Below are 18,201 nucleotides of genomic sequence, written 5' to 3'. Positions count from 1 at the left end.
GAGTAGGTCAATCACCAAGGGTCATCTGTCTCCATATGATGAATGATATGTAACCCTTAGCTACCAAATTGCCGGCATCATGCTGCCTACCGGAAGGAGATCCACGATGTCCCAATTCAAGATCCCGGTCCATACGGTCCACTCGGGCATCCTGCAGGAAAACGCTATAATGCTTGGCGAACGATCCATGAAAAGACTCAAAATCCCGGCTCACGGAACGCTCCAGCTGGCTTTCGGCTCTTTCCGGCAGGAGGTTACCATTATCCCGGCTCCCAAATCCGACAGCCTGCGTGTAAGCGAAGGACTGGCGCGGCGGACCGGATGGAAACATCGGCAAACCCTCAACGCCTCTTACAGCTCCGTAAGTCGTACCTTGCGGCTTGGACCGTTGATCGGTGTACTCGTCAGTCGTGACCATCCAGATAATCTCGACAGGCTTTTTGGACCCATTACCATGTTCTGCCGAGAATTAACAAATGCCTGCCACGTACAAGGCGCCTATGTATATTTCTTTACCCCGGAAGCGCTCGAAACAAGCAGCACTTCCATTCAGGGCTGGGTATACAACGAGGGTTGGAGGAAAATGAGTCTGCCCATCGCCGATGTAATCAACAATCGGCTAACGACGCGAAAGGTGGAGAATAAACCTAGCGTACAGCATTTTTTGGCGGATGTAAAATCACGGTATGGAACGCATTTCTTCAACGAAAAATTTCTTGACAAGACAGAAGTATTTGAAGCTTTAGCGCAAGACCCTTCATTGAAGCGGTATTTACCGGAATCGCATGCTTTAAACGGTTTTGCTGTTGTAAAGAAGATGTGTAGCCAATACCCAAGCGTGTTTCTAAAGCCTGTACGAGGCAGTCTCGGCAAAGGCATTCTCCGAATCTCCAAAGATGAAGGCGGAGGATACCGTTTGTTATCTACTACCTCTATAGGTACACGCAAGCAAAGCTACCCGACTTTAGCTAAACTGTACCAGTCTATTGCTCCCAAGATGAAGACAACGCGCTACCAGATTCAACAAGGATTGCCTTTGATGGAGCTCGGTAAGCGTCCTGTAGATTTTCGAGCACTTGTACAAAAGAATGGTACCGGAAAATGGGGGGTTACCTCCATTGTCGCTCGTACCGCTGGGAGCAATCATTTCGTCTCCAATCTAGCAAGAGGTGGCAGTCTCAGTACTGTCCGTGAAGCCGTTAGCAAGAGCAGCCTTCCTTTAGGTACCAAGGATAGCGTACAGCTTCAGCTTCCAAGAGCAGCACTTGCCATTGCAAGAGGAGTAGAAACCTTTATCCCTGCTCATTTCGGAGAGCTCGGAATCGATCTGGCACTGGATCAATCCGGACGAATATGGCTCTTGGAGGTTAACTCCAAACCTTCCAAGAACGATAACACACCGCTAAACGATCAAAAAATCAGACCGTCCGTCAAGCAAATGATTCTGTATTGCCGCTATTTGGCCGGTTTATAAGGAGGACACAATGACTGAAACAGCTATGGGGTTCCTCGGCATTATGACGGGCCGTCGCCACGGGAATCCTCCGATTTCCGAGCAAGAATTTTGCAGTCATTTATGCCGTGCAGCTCCGCGATATAATCTTAAAGTCCTCGTGTTTCATCCGGACGGAGTAGCGTCAGACGGGTCATCTATAACCGGTTATACATGGAAAGACGGAAGCTGGCACAATACGACCTCTACACCACCGGATATCATTTATAATCGTTGTTTTTACAATAGTCCGAAAGAAAGAAAAGAAGCTTCGTCTGCACTCTCTTTCCTTCACCGATCACTACCTTGGTCAAGAGGTTTACCTGATAAATGGGGCGTATACGAGATCTTGAAGCGCAACCGAAGAGCAGCTATTTTACTGCCGGAAACTGTTCTTTATACCGGTACACGCAAGTTAAGCAATATGCTCGCCGAAAGAGAATACGGGGTCTTCCTAAAACCCAAAGCAGGCTCTCACGGCAAACGTACATTGCATGCCATACTGCAGAACAGACGCTCTGGAGGAGGCATAAGAGTACGAGGGCGTGATGGGACAAATACACCCTTTCAATATGTATTCAGCTCGCAGGATGAAGGACTGAACTGGATTCATGAATTTATCGGCACACGCCGCTATATTATACAGCCTTATCTGCACCTAACTAATCGTAAGGGGCAACCGTTCGATGTGCGTGTATTGATGCAAAAGAATGGCCTCGGCCGCTGGGATCTTACTGGCATGGCCGTTCGGCTGGGTAATCATGGTTCACTGACTTCGAACCTGCACGGCGGTGGAACTGCGGTTCCTCCTTTGCCCTTTTTGATTGCAGAATATGGTCAGGACGGAAAAGACATCATGCAGGAGCTTGCTACAGAAGCTGCATACTTGCCTCCTCTTCTGGAGGCCGCATGCGGTAGGCTTGGAGAACTCGGCCTAGATTTCGGTATTGATTCGAGCGGTCGGATTCATTTACTAGAAGCAAATTCCAAGCCAGGGCGCACGGTATTCCGGCTGACGGGCGACCGCCGGGCTGCTAAGCTCGCCGCCGAGAATCCACTGTCTTATGCGCGCCATCTGCTACTCACACAGCGACGGATACCATCCCTATCTACGGACAGCTCCGTTATAAACGGGAGAATGATAACAATGGTTCCTAAGGAGGATTCATAAATGAGTCTCACTTTTTGCAATGTGCATTTCACTAAGCAGCCCCAAAGAGTTGTATATGTATCAGGTGCACTGATGAAAAGCTTGAAATTAACCGGGAAAAAGAACATTCGCCTTAGACTCGGTAAAGATGCCATCCCGACCATGATCAAGCCCATCAAGCGCGCCGGAAATCATCTATTCCTCGCCACTGGTGTAAAGAGTGCTATCAAGGTTCCGAAATCTGGTGGTATCTATTTACGCAATCTGCAAAACGACGAGGTACAGCTTGGACCTTTAGTCGGTGTATTGTCCGATGGGCCAGCATCTTCAAATCAACCCTTCGGTTCCCGCACTGGCTTTATAAAGCAATTGCTGCGGGAAGGCAGTAACAAATGTTATATATTTGCCTTTATGCCACGTGATATCAACTGGCAGCAGGAGCAGGTCTATGGTTATTTCTTAACCGCAGGCGGCAAATTCGAGCGTAAAATGGTTCCGCTACCTGATGTTGTCTACAATCGGCTGCCCAGTCGGAGAGCTGAAACCTCACCATATATCAACCAGCTTCGCGAACGCTTTATGCGCAAGAAAATCCCTTACTTCAACTGGAGCTTTTTCAATAAATCCGATATCTACCGGCTGCTAGAGAATGACGGGGCTGCAAACCGTTACGTTCCTGAAACACACAGCAATCCCTCTTCCGAAAAAATGAGAGAAATGCTGGATCACCACCATTTTGTATATTACAAACCTTCCGCAGGTAGCCTGGGTCACGGGATTTACCGACTCACCTATCTGCCGAAAAAAGGGTATTTTGCCCGCTACCGCAAGGGTGGTAAAAACGTACTTCTGCGCTTCACTACCTTTGAAAGCCTCATGCGTATGCTTCGATCACGACACGGTCAAGGCCTGCAGAATTATATCGTCCAACAAGGAATACGTTTGATTGAAATTGATGGCTGCCCCATTGATTTCCGATTCCATATGCATAAAAACGGGAGTAATCAATGGATTGTTGTCGGCATAGGCGCTAAAAAAGCCGGCCGAGGCAGCGTCACCACTCACCTCAAAAATGGGGGGGCTTTGCTTACACCTGGGCAGGCGCTCGGGCGTGTATTCGGCGCCAGAGCAGATGAAGTCTTGCAGCGTGCGAAGAGTACAGCCATTAAACTGGCAGAATCCTTAGAAATCCAGCATCGTCATTTGCTCGGTGAAATCGGCTTTGATCTCGGCATTGATCAGGATGAAGACATCTGGATGTTCGAGGCCAACGCCAAACCAGGACGTTCCATCTTCCGTCATCCCTCCCTGCGCGCTGAGGGCAAAGCTTCCATCGAGCACATTCTGGAGCATTGTCTATACCTCAGCAAATTCCGCAGGAGGGATGAGATGTGAGCACGTATATTCCGGATGAAACAAAACCCGTTATTGCCATACTGACAACCAGTGACAAAATAAGACATTTTAATGGCAACCGCAATAACTTCCGGGACATCATTCGCACAGGCAAGGAAATGGGATTTCTTGTCTACGTCGTCACTGTCCGTGACTTAAAGCTTGAGGAACGGATGGTGAACGGATATGTCCCATCATCCAACGGAAAAATATGGTACAGCATTCCTGTACCTCTTCCACAAATTATCTATAATCGAATTCCTACCCGTGAGGATGAGGAGAAACCTGCTGTCGTACGCAAAATAGCTCAATGCCTGGAGCATCCAGGCATTAAGCTTTATAATCCGTATTTTTTCAATAAATGGAATCTCTTTGAATGGCTGAAAGGCTCACATGCTACCTCTAAGCATGTTCCAAAAACCAGACGTCTACGCAGCGCAAACACACTTACTGCCATGCTAAATAATCACACCAGCCTCTACCTAAAACCGGAGAGCGGCAAAGCCGGTAAAGGCATTATGCGTTTAAAATACCGTGCTGAGACCACTTTGCCCTATCGGCTGCAAATTCAAAGCGGCAAAAAAAATGTGACATACAAAGCCGCCTCTATAGAGCGCCTCTGGGCACGAATCGGAAAGGAAAAGGGTACCTCGCGTTACATCGTACAGCAGGCCATTGAGCTGGCGACTCACCGAGGACGACCATTTGATCTGCGTGTACTTCTGCAGAAAAACAGCAGAGGAGGCTGGGCGATGACCGGCATAGGTGCGCGACTAGCTGGTGCCCGCAGTATCACCACGCATGTACCACGCGGCGGCAGTATTGAGGAGCCCTCCAGTATGCTGGAAAGCACATTTGGAACCGAAAGAGCCGCCTCCATTCTAAAAAGCGTACCTACAACTGCTCTGTTAATCGCCAGACAAATTGAGAGAGCCTCTGACACTATGCTCGGGGAGATGTCCATGGATCTCGGTGTAGATGAGAACGGAGGACTCTGGTTCTTTGAGGCAAACTCACGGCCGATGAAATTTGATGAGCCTGCGATTCGCAAGCTTTCATTGGAGCGAATCTTTCATTATGGCCAGCACTTAGCACGACATGCCAAGTAGAATTCATTAAAGGATGTGACACAGCATGCAGATATCCTCCATCTACGACACTGATGCTAAAAAGTGGAAATCGCGGCTAACCGGACTGCTTGAGTTTATAAGAGAACACGGAGAGCGGCGCATTACAAACCAAGCTTGTAAGGTACTGGCCAAATTAACTCCAGATCAGTTGTCAGAGCCAGGTGTCTCGCTGCTTGTCGCTACCGTACGCGGTCAAAATGGTCGCCAGATAGCAGGAGTAAGCTTCGTATCCGGTTTCGGGGAAGAAGCCTGTCTCGTTACCGTGCATCCCTTATACCGGAATAAGCATACCGGCACCGCCCTGATGACCGCCCAGTTAAAGCGCTTAGGCCGTCTAGAATGCAGTGTTGCCAGCGATAATACAGCCAGTCTGAAAATGTGCTTCAATGTTGGCCTTGCCGCAGTGGCGCTTACTAGTGGCCCTACTGGCAAGCCAACTTTATTGATCAGATCACCGCAGAATACCGTCAGTACTACCATTTCTCCACAAGAAGGTGAACTCCTGTGCCAGAGCCCGTCTTAGGCATTCTCACTTTGTATATCAATGAAGCCAAGCAGCTTGAAGAAAAGGCCGTGTACCGGAGAATGATCATTGAGGGTAGTCGAATCGGTTTGGATGTTTTTGTGTTTACCCCCATGGATGTCCATCCCAGCAAAGAGCAAATCCATGCCCTTGTCTATGATCCCAAGAGCGGAAAATGGTCTCGCAAATGGCGTTCCTTCCCGAACATGATTTATGATCGTTGCCGTATCCAGCGCAGCGCTCGCTTTGAACAATTGCTTCGTTTCCGTGAACGCTATAAACATCTGCTGTTTCTGAATCGTCCACTGCGCAACAAATGGACCATTCATCAAACGTTCTCACAAAAAAGCAGGTTCCGGCAGCATATGCCAGAAACTTTGCTATATCAATCCTCTGCCGATCTACACCGGATGTTAAAACAGAATCCCGTGCTCTATGTCAAGCCAGCAAACGGTACAGGTGGACGCGGTATCCTTAGAATTGAGCGGGTAAAGAACAGTAAAGGGGTCTTTGATATTCAAGGCCGTCGCCAAGATCGCCGGATTATTCCACCCCGAAAGGTCTCTTCCACAAGATTGGATTCCATTGTTCGACAATGGTGTATCGGTGGACGATTCCTCGTCCAGCAGGGTATCCCGCTGCGTCTGCCTGGCGGACGTTTCCATGATTATCGTATGCTCGTTCAAAAGAATGGGCAAGGGGTCTGGGAACTGACTGGTATGGCCGCTAGGGTCGGTGCAGCCCGAAGCGTAACCTCCAATCTTCACGGGGGTGGGCATGCCGTTCGAGCTGAAACGCTGCTAAAGGAATGGCTGGGTAGTCAGGATAAAACCGATAAGGTTATGAAAACCGCAGAGCGATTAGGACTTGATGCCGCAGCCTTCCTGGAAGACAGCTTTGGAGCCTTATGTGAGCTTGCACTAGATCTCGCCATTGATCGAGAAGGAAAAATCTATGTGCTGGAGGTTAATCCAAAACCTGCCCGTGAAGTGTTCGCACGTTCAGGGGACGGCAACACGTATCGTAAAGCACTGGTGCGTCCTTTGGAATATGCGTTATGGCTGTATAATAATAAAGGTGCTCCAGCCTCAGCTAAGACTACTGAGGAATAAATTGATACTCAACAACAAAACGACCGCCTCTCTGCAATATGCAGAAAGTGCGGTTGTTGTATGACTTCTGATGTTCTGAGGAACTTATATTAGAAAAAATCGTTGTATTGAAGATTTTGATTAGCTGAGCCAAGGCGTTAGAAAAAAGAAGAGCGTAGTTGTACTCACACAAATATGGAGCAAGAGCTGTAAGTCCTTCTCTAATAGATGTTTTATAAACAAAAGATAGCTCACTATACACAACAAAAAAACAGCAATATAAAAAAATAAGGAATCATAATGAGTAACTATAAATAAGTCTCCGCCACCAATAGAAAAGACTATACCTATTACTAAAAACCACATGCCCACTCCAAGTGCAGCGCTTAAAGCAATAAAAAGGAAGCTCATTATCATTTTTTATACTCCTTTAACATGCTTCTCGATTCCTTATCATCACATAGGAATAACCCCTTTCCATGATCTATCGGATCATTCCCTTTGTTTATGTATATCTTTTTAGCTTTGAGCTATTTCTGCATCTGCATTTAGAACCTTAACATTAAAAAAGGCAACCCTCTGCTTAGATGAGGTTTGCCTTTTATTCTTTTACCAAATATAAATCGCGATATTCCTATTCGCTAACCAATGCGTTGTCGTAAAAGTCTATCAACTCATCAAAGGAAGTGATAATTACATCGGAGCCCTTCAGCTCATCCTGACGGCCAAAACCTGCATACGCACAGCCGATGACGGTTTGAGCATTTCCCTTACCTGCCTCCACATCGGACGAGCGATCGCCTACCATCCAGGCACTCTTGATTCCATGATTGTCCAGCAAAATGCGTAGCAATTCTGTCTTCGTAGCAGTGCCTTGACCACCCGCACTATACAATCCTTCAAATAACTCTTTAAGCTCATGCACCACAACTATACTGTGAATGTATTCCTCCAGCCCATTACTAGCCACAAACAATCGTACTCCACGCTCTTTTAGAGCAGTCAGTGTTTCGACCACCTGAGGATACAGTAACGTCCCACCTGCTTCAAGTCCTTCGACCTCAAGCTGCAATAGCAGCTCATCTGCCCGGCGGTGCACCGCCTCATCGGCATCAGGCATAACCTTCTTCCAAATGTCTGCCAGCAGCATCCCTAAACTGCTTAGAATACGCTCTTCCGGTGGCGTTGGTCCTACATATAGTCCCTCTTCCCGCAAAATATCGAACATCTTATGATATGCAGGTAATAAAAGACTTTCAGTCTGGAACAATGTTCCATCCATATCAAAAACAATCGCTTCCGGCTTGTTCAACACCGAGTGAACTGCATTCAGCTCTGTTCCTTGTACCTCATTACTCATCTGTTGTTCCTCCCCATTCTCTTTTGCTTCAGGTAAGCACATTCATCTGCACGAAATTTCCAGTACAAGCCCTATGATATATGAAACCACTTCGGAATGTCCATGCTCTCCATTTTTCTTGTTGTAGTTTATATTTCAACATGTTATATTACAACTTGTAATATAACATGTTGAAATATAAAGGAGAGATAACCATGTCACGTCCAATAATCATGCACTTCCTCAAGCAGCCTGCTACCATCGTCGGGATTATAACTGCACTGTTGTTCCAAGTCTTTTTCAGCTTAATCTGGATTACAGGGTATGACCATATAACTGATCGGGTAGATCGGTTGCCAATTGCTATTGTGAATGAGGATGGTGCGAATGCTCAGCCTGTAGTCGATGGCATTACCCAGTCCCTTCAGTTCGTAACCAGACAGGACCTTCCACTAAAAGCTGCCAAGGAAGCCCTTGAGCATAGAGAAATCCGCATGATTATCAATATTCCACAAGGGTTCACCGGAGCCATTAGTAATCCATCCGGAAAGACCGAACTCCGTTACCTCGTAAATGAATCTAACCCGCAGATGGTTAGCAATGTTATGCAGACTGTAGCGCTTAAAGTCACGGCTGCCATGAACACTCAAAGCAGTAATACAGCACTAAACAAAACCCTCGAAGCTATGAAGCTGCCGCAAGCACAAGCAGAGATCATCAAAAGTGCGGCAAGCAGCCGAATCTCTGCAAACGTTGAAGTCATCAATCCCACAACTAATTTTGCACAAACTATGGTTCCGTTAATGATTGTTACTGCCTCCTTTACCGGAGCTATGCTACTCGCCATGAATCTACAAAAAGCTTCTTCCAACTTATCGGATCAATTTGGTAAATGGGATCGCTTTGCAGCCCGGTTCGCCATTATGGGTGCAACGGCTGTACTAACATCTCTAGTGGGGACTATCATGGTTAACTCACTCGGAATCCACTCCAACCATGGGTTTCTCCTCATGTGGCTGTTCGAATTCACTGTGATTCTCTCCTGCATGATTCTTGCACAGTTCAGTCTGCTGTTACTCGGCGACGCTGGCGCCTGGCTAAATATCGCGCTTCTTTCCATACAAATGTTGGCTTCCGGAGCAACGATTCCTCGCGATGTGCTTTCTCCTTTTTATAGCTGGATCGGTCCCTTTTCACCTGCTTACTACGCGGTAAATGGCATGCTCGACCTAGTTATCGGAGGCAATGGTGTATGGAAAGATATGTTCTATCTACTCTGCATTGGTGCAGCAATAGCTGGATTAAGCATTATCCTAACCTTCATTCGCAAGGAAACTCTGTTATCACAAGAACAAGAGCCCGTACCAGCAAATGCGTAATTATTTAGTTTGCCTCCTTGGTTATGCCTTTTCAAATTGAGAGCGAAATGCAGTTGTGATATGGTAGGAGGTGAAAGAGAGGAGCGACAACGATTAATGAATATACAAGATGTCATTCTAGGGATATTAAGTGAAAAACCTCATTCGGGTTATGAGATAAAACGGCATTTCGAGGAATACTTTTCTTTTTTCTTTGATGCCAGCTACGGCACCATCTACCCAACCCTGAGCAAGATGGAGAAGCTGGACCTAATCACCAAAGAATCCATACGGCAGGAAGGCAAACCTGACAAAAATGTATTTACCATTACCCGTGCCGGCTTAGATCAGTTCCATGCTTACTTGCAAGCACCGGCTGAAAAGGAAGTTCTGCGTTCAGACTTTTTTATGCATCTGTATTTCGGAGATAAGACCGATAAAGAGAATATAGATAATCTACTTCGACAAGCATTGATAGAAAAGCAGGCCATGTACGATGATCTTGATCAGAAATTAAAGCAGCTAGATTGCAAACTGTCCCCTTACCAAAAGCTGTGTATGGAATTGGGCCTTGTGCAATATGAAGCCTTTATCCAAAAAATTCAAAGTGTGCTGGAGTCTGAATAAGGATCGTGTGGGCAGTAAGTTTCCTATTATTCTAGGGGATTTGCTGTTTTTTTGTTGTGCTATCATAAAAAAGAACCGGCAGCATGCACAAATCGTGTTTGCTGTACCGGTTCTTTTTTAGCAAAAATGTATAATCTATCGATTATACTCTGTCAAAGCTGGAAATCAGCTCATCGAGAACATCTTTGCTTACCATTTTACCTTTGAAATTAATGAGGTTCTCTGCGCTTCCGGAGAAGATACAAGTTGGCTCGTATTTTCTAAGAATAATCTTTTCTCCATCTACAAAAATTTCGAGTGGGTCTTTTATGTCAATTCCCATCGTTCTACGTAGTTCAATAGGAATTACGATACGTCCCAATTCATCTACTTTTCTTACTATGCCTGTTGCTTTCATCATCGTACATCCTCCCTTGAAATTACATTAATAATCATTTTTGCTAAAAGCTTATGTAGGCTTCTATGTGATAGTAATGATTACGCTATACTCTAATATTAAAGTGCTATTCTTTCCCTGTCAATTTTATTTCTACAAAATATGATATTTATCGACAAATATTCGACAAAAATATGTACGCTTTCGACAAAATGCTGTAAAGTGATCCAATTTATTAGGCTTGAAATTAATAAATATCCAACATTGCGATTACAAATCAGCTTGCGAAGTAACCCTATTGATATCCTCATTTACCCCATACATCAAGTCCGGAAACACTCCGGCGTATATTAGAGTGATGATACATCTAGTAAAGTTAATACAGACTATTTATGCTTTATGCATCTACTTTTTTCGACAATCTAATACACTACTTCGTTCAGATTTAATATAATTATGACATATAATTAATAGAAAGATCAAATATTGGATAAATTTAACACAATTAATTGAATTTATTTATAAAAAAACCGACCAGTATTCTCTGGTCGATCTGCTATAACATTATAGTTACTTCTCCGTAACCCTACCATTCGCATCGATCACTGCATTATAAGAGAGGTTATTCATTAATTTAATCGTCTTCCTATTGTAAGAATCGTCCATAAAGTTAGGCTGTCCACCAATAATTTTGACTGGGGTAATCTTACTTGTGACCTTACCCTCATTAATCTCAAAGTTTACCAGCATCGAGTGAAGTGTCTTCTCTCCACCACGTGTAGAGCGATTAAATACAAAATTCCCAAGTGAATAATAAATGGGTTTGTTTTTATAGTATTCGATACCCATCAAGCAATGGCTGTGTGCGCCGAGTATGATATCCGCACCGCTATCAATCATCTGTTTGGCTAGTGTTCGGGCATACTTTTCAGGGTAATCCTTAAACTCTTCATTCCAGTGAATATACACAATCGTGTAATCATTCTCCTTAGACATCTTCTGAATAGCCGTAAGCATAGGCTGCGAGGTGTACGCTGAGGCTGCTCCAGGCTTATTGTCACCGGCATACCAAGAAGGACCTGAAAGCACTCGGCTTACACCTAAAATAGCGATCTTCTTCCCCTTTACCGTCTTTGTATACGGTTTGAACGCTTCGTCCACATCTTTGCCTGCTCCTGTATGGCCGATCTTGTTTCGATCCAGATGCACCAGCGTGTCGAGCATGGCGTCTTTTCCGAAATCTAAAATATGATTATTAGCCAAAGATACGCCATCAATCCCAGCATAGGATAAGCCGCTAAGCACTGCCGGTTTAGATCTAAAGACAAAGGTCTTCTCTGCTGCCTTTCCTCGAATAGAGACTGGGGTTTCCAGATTCGCGAAGGCAATATCAGCCTTTTGCAAGGTAGGTGCAACTTTCGCAAACGGAAAGTTCACTCCGTATTTAGCGATCTGATCGCCTACAAAACCGTCCAAGAGAATATCACCAGCAAAAGCAAGCTTGATAGGTTCTGACGATGGCGAAGCTGCACTAACTGCAATTGTCGAAGGGAGGATCAGTGATAACAAAAGTGTAGTGAGTAGTATTCTGCGCAATACATTCGACCCTAAACTCAAAAAATACAGCCTCCTATCCTCAGCATGTTATTTAAATTAGCTATTAATCTAGCATACTGGAAATAGATTACTAATTTAAGGGTAAGAAGACCTGTTATCCCTTTGTTTTTTTCAAAACAGCTCGGAAGCAATTTAACCCACCCCACAAATCTGTATATACAGCATCCGCAGGCAACTCAAAGTCGGTCTCCCCCCAATACTGAAATCCAGCTTGCAGCAGCAGATCATTCATTAGATTTAAGTTTACCGTTGGGTAATCAAACGTTAATACCAATAGCCCTTCTTCGTTCAACGTTCGGTGAAACTCCCGTAAAGTACCCACCGTATCCTCTAAGGTCAAATGCTCCAGGACCGAGATACAAAAAATAGTATCAAAGCTCTCATCCTCATAAGGCAGATCTGCAAGATTGGCCTGAGCAAGATGCAAGTTGTTTGTTCTTCTCGCTATAACCTGCTTCGCCGCTTTTTCCCCGATCTCATTTGTAATCGTATCTAAGATGTCCTCCCGGTAAATCACCCTGCTGTCCATATCGCAAGCATAGACTTCTGCACAAACCCCGGCTAAATAAAATTTCAAGGGATGAGGAATTCCGCAGGCTGCATCCAGCACAACCCCATGAGGAGAAATGAAGTTAATACACCACTCATATTCAAAGGGACGGCTCCACCAGGATTCTGGCAAATCATAAATTAACTTCTCACGGCTTGCATCTGAGTTTACAAAAAAACGCGAGACAAAGGGATGTGTTGGCATGGCCAGGACTCCTTTTTAACGGAATTTAAGGTAGTGAGAGTATATTCATGATTTGCTGATTCATTCCATAACCTTACATTGAGCGAGACAAACCAAAAAAAAACGACTGCTCCCTTAGGAACAGACCGTCTTTAAATATTAACCGTACAAATCTTATGAGTAAAAGGATAGAGGCTTGGCCTCAACTCCATGTTTCTCGATCAAATGATCTAGTAAAGCAGACCATTCCGCATCGACTGTGCATTGATCAGGATGAGCCTCGAACCAAGCAATTGACTGCTTTATCCCTTCAGAGAAAGGAACGGCAGCCTGGAAGTCAGGCACGAGACGTTTGATTTTACGATTGTCAAAAACACTGCTGACCGCTTGATCGCCGATCAAGCCATCCGCCGTCCCTGGAGGGGAGAAGGCTGTGATAAAGTCTGTAGAGATATGAACCACTTTCGGCTCCACACCTGCCGCTTGCCCAATGGCCGCATAGATCTGATTCCAGTTCAACACCTCATCAGAAGTAATATGAATGGCCTCCCCAATCGCTTCCGGATGCCCAAGCAATCCGACGAACCCTTTGGCAAAATCTGAGTTATGCGTCAGTGTCCACAAAGATGTTCCATCTCCATGGATGACTAAAGGCAAGCCACGACGGATACGATCAATCAAGGACCAAGGATGCTGTCCGCTCGTGAGTGCCGCAGGGATGGCTGTATTTCCGTAAGTATGGGAAGGACGAACAATCGTAACCGGGAATCCGCTGTTCTTGTGTGCTTCCATCAATAGCTGCTCGCAAGCAATTTTATTTCTCGAGTATTCCCAATAAGGATTCTCCAGGAGTGTCTCTTCTGTGATTATATAATTACGCTGTGGCTTCTGATAAGCCGAGGCCGAGCTGATAAAAATATACTGCTTCGTTTTACCTGTAAACAGGTTAATATCTGTCTGCACATGTTCCGGTGTAAAAGCAATCCAGTCTACCACTACGTCAAATTCATAATCTCGCAATACTTCGGCAGCCTCCGCCGGATTACGAATGTCACCTTGAATCACCTTCGCCCCATCCGGAACGAATTCGCCTCTTTGTCCTCTGTTGAACAAATACAGCTCTATTCCTTGTTCTACGGCGAGCGGGGATACAGCCTGGCTAATCAGTCCCGTACCTCCGATAAATAATACCTTCATTTCACACGCTCCTTATAGAGGATGTTCAAAAAGTCCGCTTTTGATCACGAAGGATCACAAGAAGCGTACTCGACATCAAAAGATTGAATTCAGGCGAAATCGTTATTTATTCGTTAACGTAATCACGCCATAAGTGCTTTGGCTGCCAATTCAACAGCTTCTTCGCCTTCGCATTGCTGAGTAACGACTCATGGCCTTCCAGCGGCTGGCGGAAATCCGTCACCTCTGGATAACGTGCAGCCATTAACTCTCTGCTAGGAACAGCCATGCTGGTCTCATCTGCGCATATATTAAGAGCAACTGCGCCCAATCCGTCCGTTTCAATCGCCAATTGGCAAGCTGTCGCTACATCCCGTGTATCAATATAGCTCCACAGAATCCGATCGCGCTGCGCAGGATCATGAATGAAGGAAGGGAAACGTTCATACGTCGATGGGTCAATGACATTTCCGATTCTTAGGGAAACGACTTGTATACCCGTTCTGCGCTGGAACATCTCTGCTGTCTTTTCATTCACAACTTTAGATAGACCGTAACTATCCTCAGGTAATTGTGGATGTTCCTCATCCATAGGCACATACTGCGGACCCAATGGGTTAACCGCAAAACAGATGCCATATGAGGATTCACTGGAAGCAATAACAGCTTTGCGAATGCCCAGTCCAGCAGCAGCCTCCAGAATGTTATAGGTGGAACCTACATTATTTTGAAAGGTGACTTCACTCGTCTTTATATTTGCGGCTGGGATTGCAGCCAGATGTACAACTGCATCAGCGCCTGCAAGTACGCCATACACTTCACCTAAGTTATTCAAATCAGCAATGATCGTTTGGCACAAGGAATCTGTAGATTTTTGCGTATCCACATTCACAACCTCATACCCTTGTTCTACAAAATGTCGGACGACCCATCTGCCGAGCATCCCGCTTCCGCCAGTAACAACTACTTTCGCCATGATCATATCTCCTTTTTTATGAAACTATCTCTAGTTAAGAATCTCTTCAATTTTCTTCAGAATATCTTCAGAAAGCTCTATTCCCGAAGCCTTAGCATTCTCTTCGACCTGCTCCGGGCGACTTGCACCCACTAGCGCACTTGCTACATTAGGCTGACGCAAAATCCAAGCCAAAGCCAGATTTCCCACAGAAATATTCAGCTCCGCAGCTACCCCGCTTAGTTGGCGAACCTTTTCAATCTTCTCTTCCGTAATCGCCTTCTTCAACCGATCCAGCTTAGCCGCACGGCTATCTTCAGGGATATCCGCGTTATACTTTCCTGTTAGCAGCCCTTGAGCCAATGGAGAAAATACGACCTGTCCAATGCCGCGGCGCTCGCCGAGGGGAATGATTTCTTTTTCAATATAACGTTCGAACATATTATAAATCGGTTGGTTAACCACGATATGATCCAGCAAATAGCGGTCTGCTACAGCTAACGCATCCGTCATTTGCGCCGCTGTCCACTCACTTACACCGACATAATATACCTTGCCTTGACGAACCAGATCATCCAGCGCACGTAAGGTCTCTTCAATTGGAGTTTCAGTATCAAACCGGTGGCAATACATTATATCCACGTATTCTACGCCGAGACGCTTTAAACTTGCGTGACACTGCTCAGTAATATGTTTACGGGATAAACCACGATCGTTTGGCCCCGTCCCCATTTCTCCAAATACTTTAGTGGCGAGTACATAGGATTCTCTCGGATAGTTCCGCAAGGTCTCGCCTAGCACTTTCTCAGCAGCACCCTTTTCGTAAACATTAGCCGTATCAAAAAAATTCACGCCTAGGTCGTAAGCGGTTTCAATGGCTTTGACAGCATTATCTCTTTCTACGTATCCTCCATATGTCAGCCAGCTTCCCAAACTAATCTCGCTAACTTTTAGGCCTGTGCCACCTAGTCTACGATATTTCATAATAACTGCTCCTTTCCATAGTTCCGTGTTATGATTTCGGCAGGTTGCCTAACGAACATATTCATTCTAGAATAGTTTGTATATAATAGGAAGAAGTGAAATTTAGTTTACTATATGATCCCTAGAGTAGTTACTATACAAGAGTATAGTAGCACCCAAACAGGAGGAGATTCCTTGACAACAGCTAAATCTACCAATAATTATATCCCTAAAACCCCACTTACTATTGAATGTAATGTAGAAAAAACCCTTGAAGTGTTGGGCGGAAAATGGGCTTTTCTCGTATTAAGAGAGTTATTCGACGGCACCCAACGCTTTGGAGCGCTTCAGCGAAAAATCACTAATGTTAGCCCCCGCGCGTTGACTAGTACTCTTCGCCATTTAGAGGAACACGGTGTACTAGAACGCCATGTTTTTCCTACCGTGCCGGTAACAGTGGAATATTCTTTAACTCCAAAAGGTGAGGATTTACATCAAATTTTGAAGGAAATGAAGCTATGGTCGGCCAAATGGACGTAGCATAAATGGTAGGTTGTGATATGATCAAAATAGCCCTGGGATCATTGTTCCCGGGGCTTCTTTTTTACTATACGATCTAGTATTTATCCACAACTGCGCCGAGTACTGCCGTATTTACATACGGTTTTCCTCTAAGGCTTTGCAGCTCCTTAGCAGTTCCTGTAACAACAACTCCCAATAGCTGTACGTCACTGGCATCCGGTGCCGCTTTATCCTTTTTCAAATAGTTCGAGATTCGCTCAAATTCTCCGTAATACTTGCCCTCTTTCTGAAGCCCATATGCTAGTGATTGTAAAAAATCCTCTGGTTTTGGTTTAAATAACCCTTCCCATTTGACACCGTAACCGTATACTTGTCTCGCTGATTCCGGTAAGGCATACTTATCCGGGCTACTGTCATTCGTAATAAACTCAAGCTTCTTCTTATTGTCATACGTATCTACCCAATACCAAGTCTGCGTCAGTTCTGTTGGCAGCATTTTTTCAACTTCAGCCTGCGTATAGCTTTTATCAAATGAAACTGCCATCTCTACCAGCTTACCGGGATCCATTTGTTCGAGTGCAGGCAGGTCGTTCAGCACCTTTCCGTTATAGTTTACTCCTGGCACATAGAACATCATCTCCCGCTGTCCATTCTGACTGTTATATCCTCGGTAGTATTCGTAATTTTGGCTTGTCATTACTGGGTCAGGAACATTTATACTAGAATATCCCCTATTAAGCAGAGAAAAGCGGCTGCTCATACTAAAATCCAGCTTTTTAGTATCCCACACGACAGGTACACCTTCAACAACCTTGTACGTACTAAGTTCAACTTTGCCCGATAAAAATCCTAGATCCAGGTCAGTTCTCAGCTCATGAAGATTAGGACTGCTAATTTCCATCATGATCCTCTCCTCATCCAGCCCGCGCATCGCTAACCAGCTAGTCAGTTGAGAGATACCCAGCATGCCGCCGAACAATACTATAACAGTCACGACCAAAGAAATGACCGTATTACGAATCATTGTTTTTCGTTTTGCTTTCTTAATTATTTTTGAAAGGTTTTGATCATCCTTTTGTTCCCATGGTGCTGTCATTCCGCTTCACCTCTATACTTTTTTTGGAATTGCTTGCGGGCACGAAACAATGCCGACTTGACTGTATCTGTCGTGATTCCGAGGAGCTCTGCTATCTCCTGATAGGACAACTCCAGTTCATACTTCATAATAATGAGTTGTTTATGGAGCGGTTGCAGTTCTGCAAGCACGCGGTCAATGTCTTCCCGTTTTTCTTTTAGCAACAAATGATCCTCCGGAAGTTCCGTATCCGGCACATCGACATAGTCAATAGGAATGATTATACGTTTGCTGCGGCGGCACAGATCATAGTAGCGATTGATCGCTACTTTATATAGCCATGCACTGAATTTGTTCTCATCAATAGAGTCGATATACAATAGAGCCTTATACACCGTATCCTGTACGATATCTTCCGCGTCGGCTGCAGGTGCCCCGAGACGAATCAAGTATTTTTGGATTTCTAGCATTTTGGGTTGAAGTATCTGATGTAGCTGCCCGGGCTTCATCCTGCACCTCCCTTCGTATGTATAACGGTGAAGTTCTCGGAAAGTTAGCTGGTAGGAGAAAAAACTTATAAAAGAAAAGCTTCGTAAAAAATCCCCTTACCGCTAACAGTATATAGATACCGTATAGCGTAAGGGGATTCTCTTGTAAAAAATATTTCTTCACTTAAAAA

The 18,201-nt window shown here is 45.0% G+C and carries 18 protein-coding genes; 9 read left to right on the top strand and 9 right to left on the bottom strand.

Annotated elements, in window-relative coordinates; genetic code table 11:
- Positions 1-106 precede the first annotated feature (106 nt).
- The 6 genes from R50345_RS09250 to R50345_RS09225 are packed head-to-tail and all read left to right on the top strand — an operon-like array spanning position 107 to position 6,802.
- Positions 107-1,474 carry a YheC/YheD family endospore coat-associated protein gene (locus R50345_RS09250; protein WP_042125948.1) on the top strand — a complete coding sequence of 456 codons (1,368 nt, stop codon included), beginning with the start codon at positions 107-109 and terminating at the stop codon, positions 1,472-1,474.
- Between the two features lie 10 nt (positions 1,475-1,484).
- Positions 1,485-2,663 (top strand): YheC/YheD family endospore coat-associated protein, encoded by a 1,179-nt coding sequence (locus R50345_RS09245; RefSeq protein ID WP_052414535.1) that lies wholly within the window; start codon positions 1,485-1,487, stop codon positions 2,661-2,663.
- Positions 2,664-4,037, top strand: coding sequence for a YheC/YheD family endospore coat-associated protein (locus R50345_RS09240; protein WP_042125945.1), 1,374 nt, complete (start codon positions 2,664-2,666; stop codon positions 4,035-4,037). It abuts the gene before it with no gap.
- Positions 4,034-5,146 carry a YheC/YheD family endospore coat-associated protein gene (locus R50345_RS09235; RefSeq protein ID WP_042125943.1) on the top strand — a complete coding sequence of 371 codons (1,113 nt, stop codon included), beginning with the start codon at positions 4,034-4,036 and terminating at the stop codon, positions 5,144-5,146. The genes R50345_RS09240 and R50345_RS09235 overlap by 4 nt, the downstream gene beginning before the upstream one ends.
- Positions 5,147-5,171: 25 nt before the next feature.
- Positions 5,172-5,690: a GNAT family N-acetyltransferase gene (locus tag R50345_RS09230; RefSeq protein ID WP_042125941.1), complete on the top strand. Its 519-nt coding sequence runs from the start codon at positions 5,172-5,174 to the stop codon at positions 5,688-5,690.
- The gene (locus tag R50345_RS09225) at positions 5,672-6,802 is read left to right on the top strand and encodes a YheC/YheD family endospore coat-associated protein (RefSeq protein WP_042125939.1); all 1,131 of its coding nucleotides are present in this window, start codon (positions 5,672-5,674) and stop codon (positions 6,800-6,802) included. The genes R50345_RS09230 and R50345_RS09225 overlap by 19 nt, the downstream gene beginning before the upstream one ends.
- Positions 6,803-7,415: 613 nt before the next feature.
- On the opposite strand, the gene R50345_RS09215 is transcribed toward R50345_RS09225, so the two are convergent.
- Positions 7,416-8,141 carry an HAD family hydrolase gene (locus R50345_RS09215; RefSeq protein WP_042125935.1) on the bottom strand — a complete coding sequence of 242 codons (726 nt, stop codon included), beginning with the start codon at positions 8,139-8,141 and terminating at the stop codon, positions 7,416-7,418.
- 194 nt (positions 8,142-8,335) lie between these two features.
- On the opposite strand from R50345_RS09215, the gene R50345_RS09210 reads away from it, so the two are divergent.
- Positions 8,336-9,499 (top strand): YhgE/Pip domain-containing protein, encoded by a 1,164-nt coding sequence (locus R50345_RS09210; protein WP_052414534.1) that lies wholly within the window; start codon positions 8,336-8,338, stop codon positions 9,497-9,499.
- Positions 9,500-9,595: 96 nt separating this feature from the next.
- Complete coding sequence (locus R50345_RS09205; protein WP_042125933.1) at positions 9,596-10,105, top strand: PadR family transcriptional regulator; 510 nt, start codon at positions 9,596-9,598, stop codon at positions 10,103-10,105.
- A 142-nt stretch (positions 10,106-10,247) separates the two neighbouring features.
- Here the strand turns inward: R50345_RS09205 and R50345_RS09200 are convergent, their stop codons facing one another.
- The 6 genes from R50345_RS09200 to R50345_RS09175 all read right to left on the bottom strand — a co-directional run bounded on the left by R50345_RS09200 (position 10,248) and on the right by R50345_RS09175 (position 15,946).
- Entirely contained in the window at positions 10,248-10,505 is a 258-nt protein-coding gene (locus R50345_RS09200) for an AbrB/MazE/SpoVT family DNA-binding domain-containing protein (RefSeq protein ID WP_042125931.1), read from the bottom strand.
- Positions 10,506-11,051: 546 nt separating this feature from the next.
- A complete protein-coding gene (locus R50345_RS09195) occupies positions 11,052-12,050 on the bottom strand; it encodes a CapA family protein (protein ID WP_442950207.1) in 999 nt (332 codons plus the stop codon).
- Positions 12,051-12,192: 142 nt separating this feature from the next.
- Complete coding sequence (locus R50345_RS09190; protein ID WP_042125929.1) at positions 12,193-12,852, bottom strand: class I SAM-dependent methyltransferase; 660 nt, start codon at positions 12,850-12,852, stop codon at positions 12,193-12,195.
- A 153-nt stretch (positions 12,853-13,005) separates the two neighbouring features.
- Positions 13,006-14,028, bottom strand: a complete 1,023-nt coding sequence (locus R50345_RS09185) for an SDR family oxidoreductase (RefSeq protein WP_042125927.1) — start codon at positions 14,026-14,028, stop codon at positions 13,006-13,008.
- A gap of 106 nt (positions 14,029-14,134) precedes the next feature.
- Positions 14,135-14,983, bottom strand: coding sequence for an NAD-dependent epimerase/dehydratase family protein (locus R50345_RS09180; protein ID WP_042125925.1), 849 nt, complete (start codon positions 14,981-14,983; stop codon positions 14,135-14,137).
- Between the two features lie 30 nt (positions 14,984-15,013).
- A complete protein-coding gene (locus R50345_RS09175) occupies positions 15,014-15,946 on the bottom strand; it encodes an aldo/keto reductase family protein (RefSeq protein ID WP_042125923.1) in 933 nt (310 codons plus the stop codon).
- Positions 15,947-16,120: 174 nt separating this feature from the next.
- On the opposite strand from R50345_RS09175, the gene R50345_RS09170 reads away from it, so the two are divergent.
- The gene (locus tag R50345_RS09170) at positions 16,121-16,465 is read left to right on the top strand and encodes a winged helix-turn-helix transcriptional regulator (RefSeq protein ID WP_042125921.1); all 345 of its coding nucleotides are present in this window, start codon (positions 16,121-16,123) and stop codon (positions 16,463-16,465) included.
- 76 nt (positions 16,466-16,541) lie between these two features.
- Here R50345_RS09170 and R50345_RS09165 read toward each other — a convergent pair whose 3' ends face one another.
- On the bottom strand, positions 16,542-17,543 hold the full coding sequence (locus tag R50345_RS09165; RefSeq protein WP_042125918.1) for an anti-sigma factor: 1,002 nt from the start codon (positions 17,541-17,543) through the stop codon (positions 16,542-16,544).
- Entirely contained in the window at positions 17,540-18,031 is a 492-nt protein-coding gene (locus R50345_RS09160; protein WP_042125916.1) for an RNA polymerase sigma factor, read from the bottom strand. Before R50345_RS09160 ends, R50345_RS09165 begins: the two co-directional genes overlap by 4 nt.
- Positions 18,032-18,201: the final 170 nt, after the last annotated feature.

This window comes from Paenibacillus sp. FSL R5-0345, assembly GCF_000758585.1.
Taxonomy (GTDB): domain Bacteria; phylum Bacillota; class Bacilli; order Paenibacillales; family Paenibacillaceae; genus Paenibacillus_AQ.
Note: the sequence above shows the minus strand (reverse complement) of the source record. Positions and strands in the feature narration are given on the sequence as shown.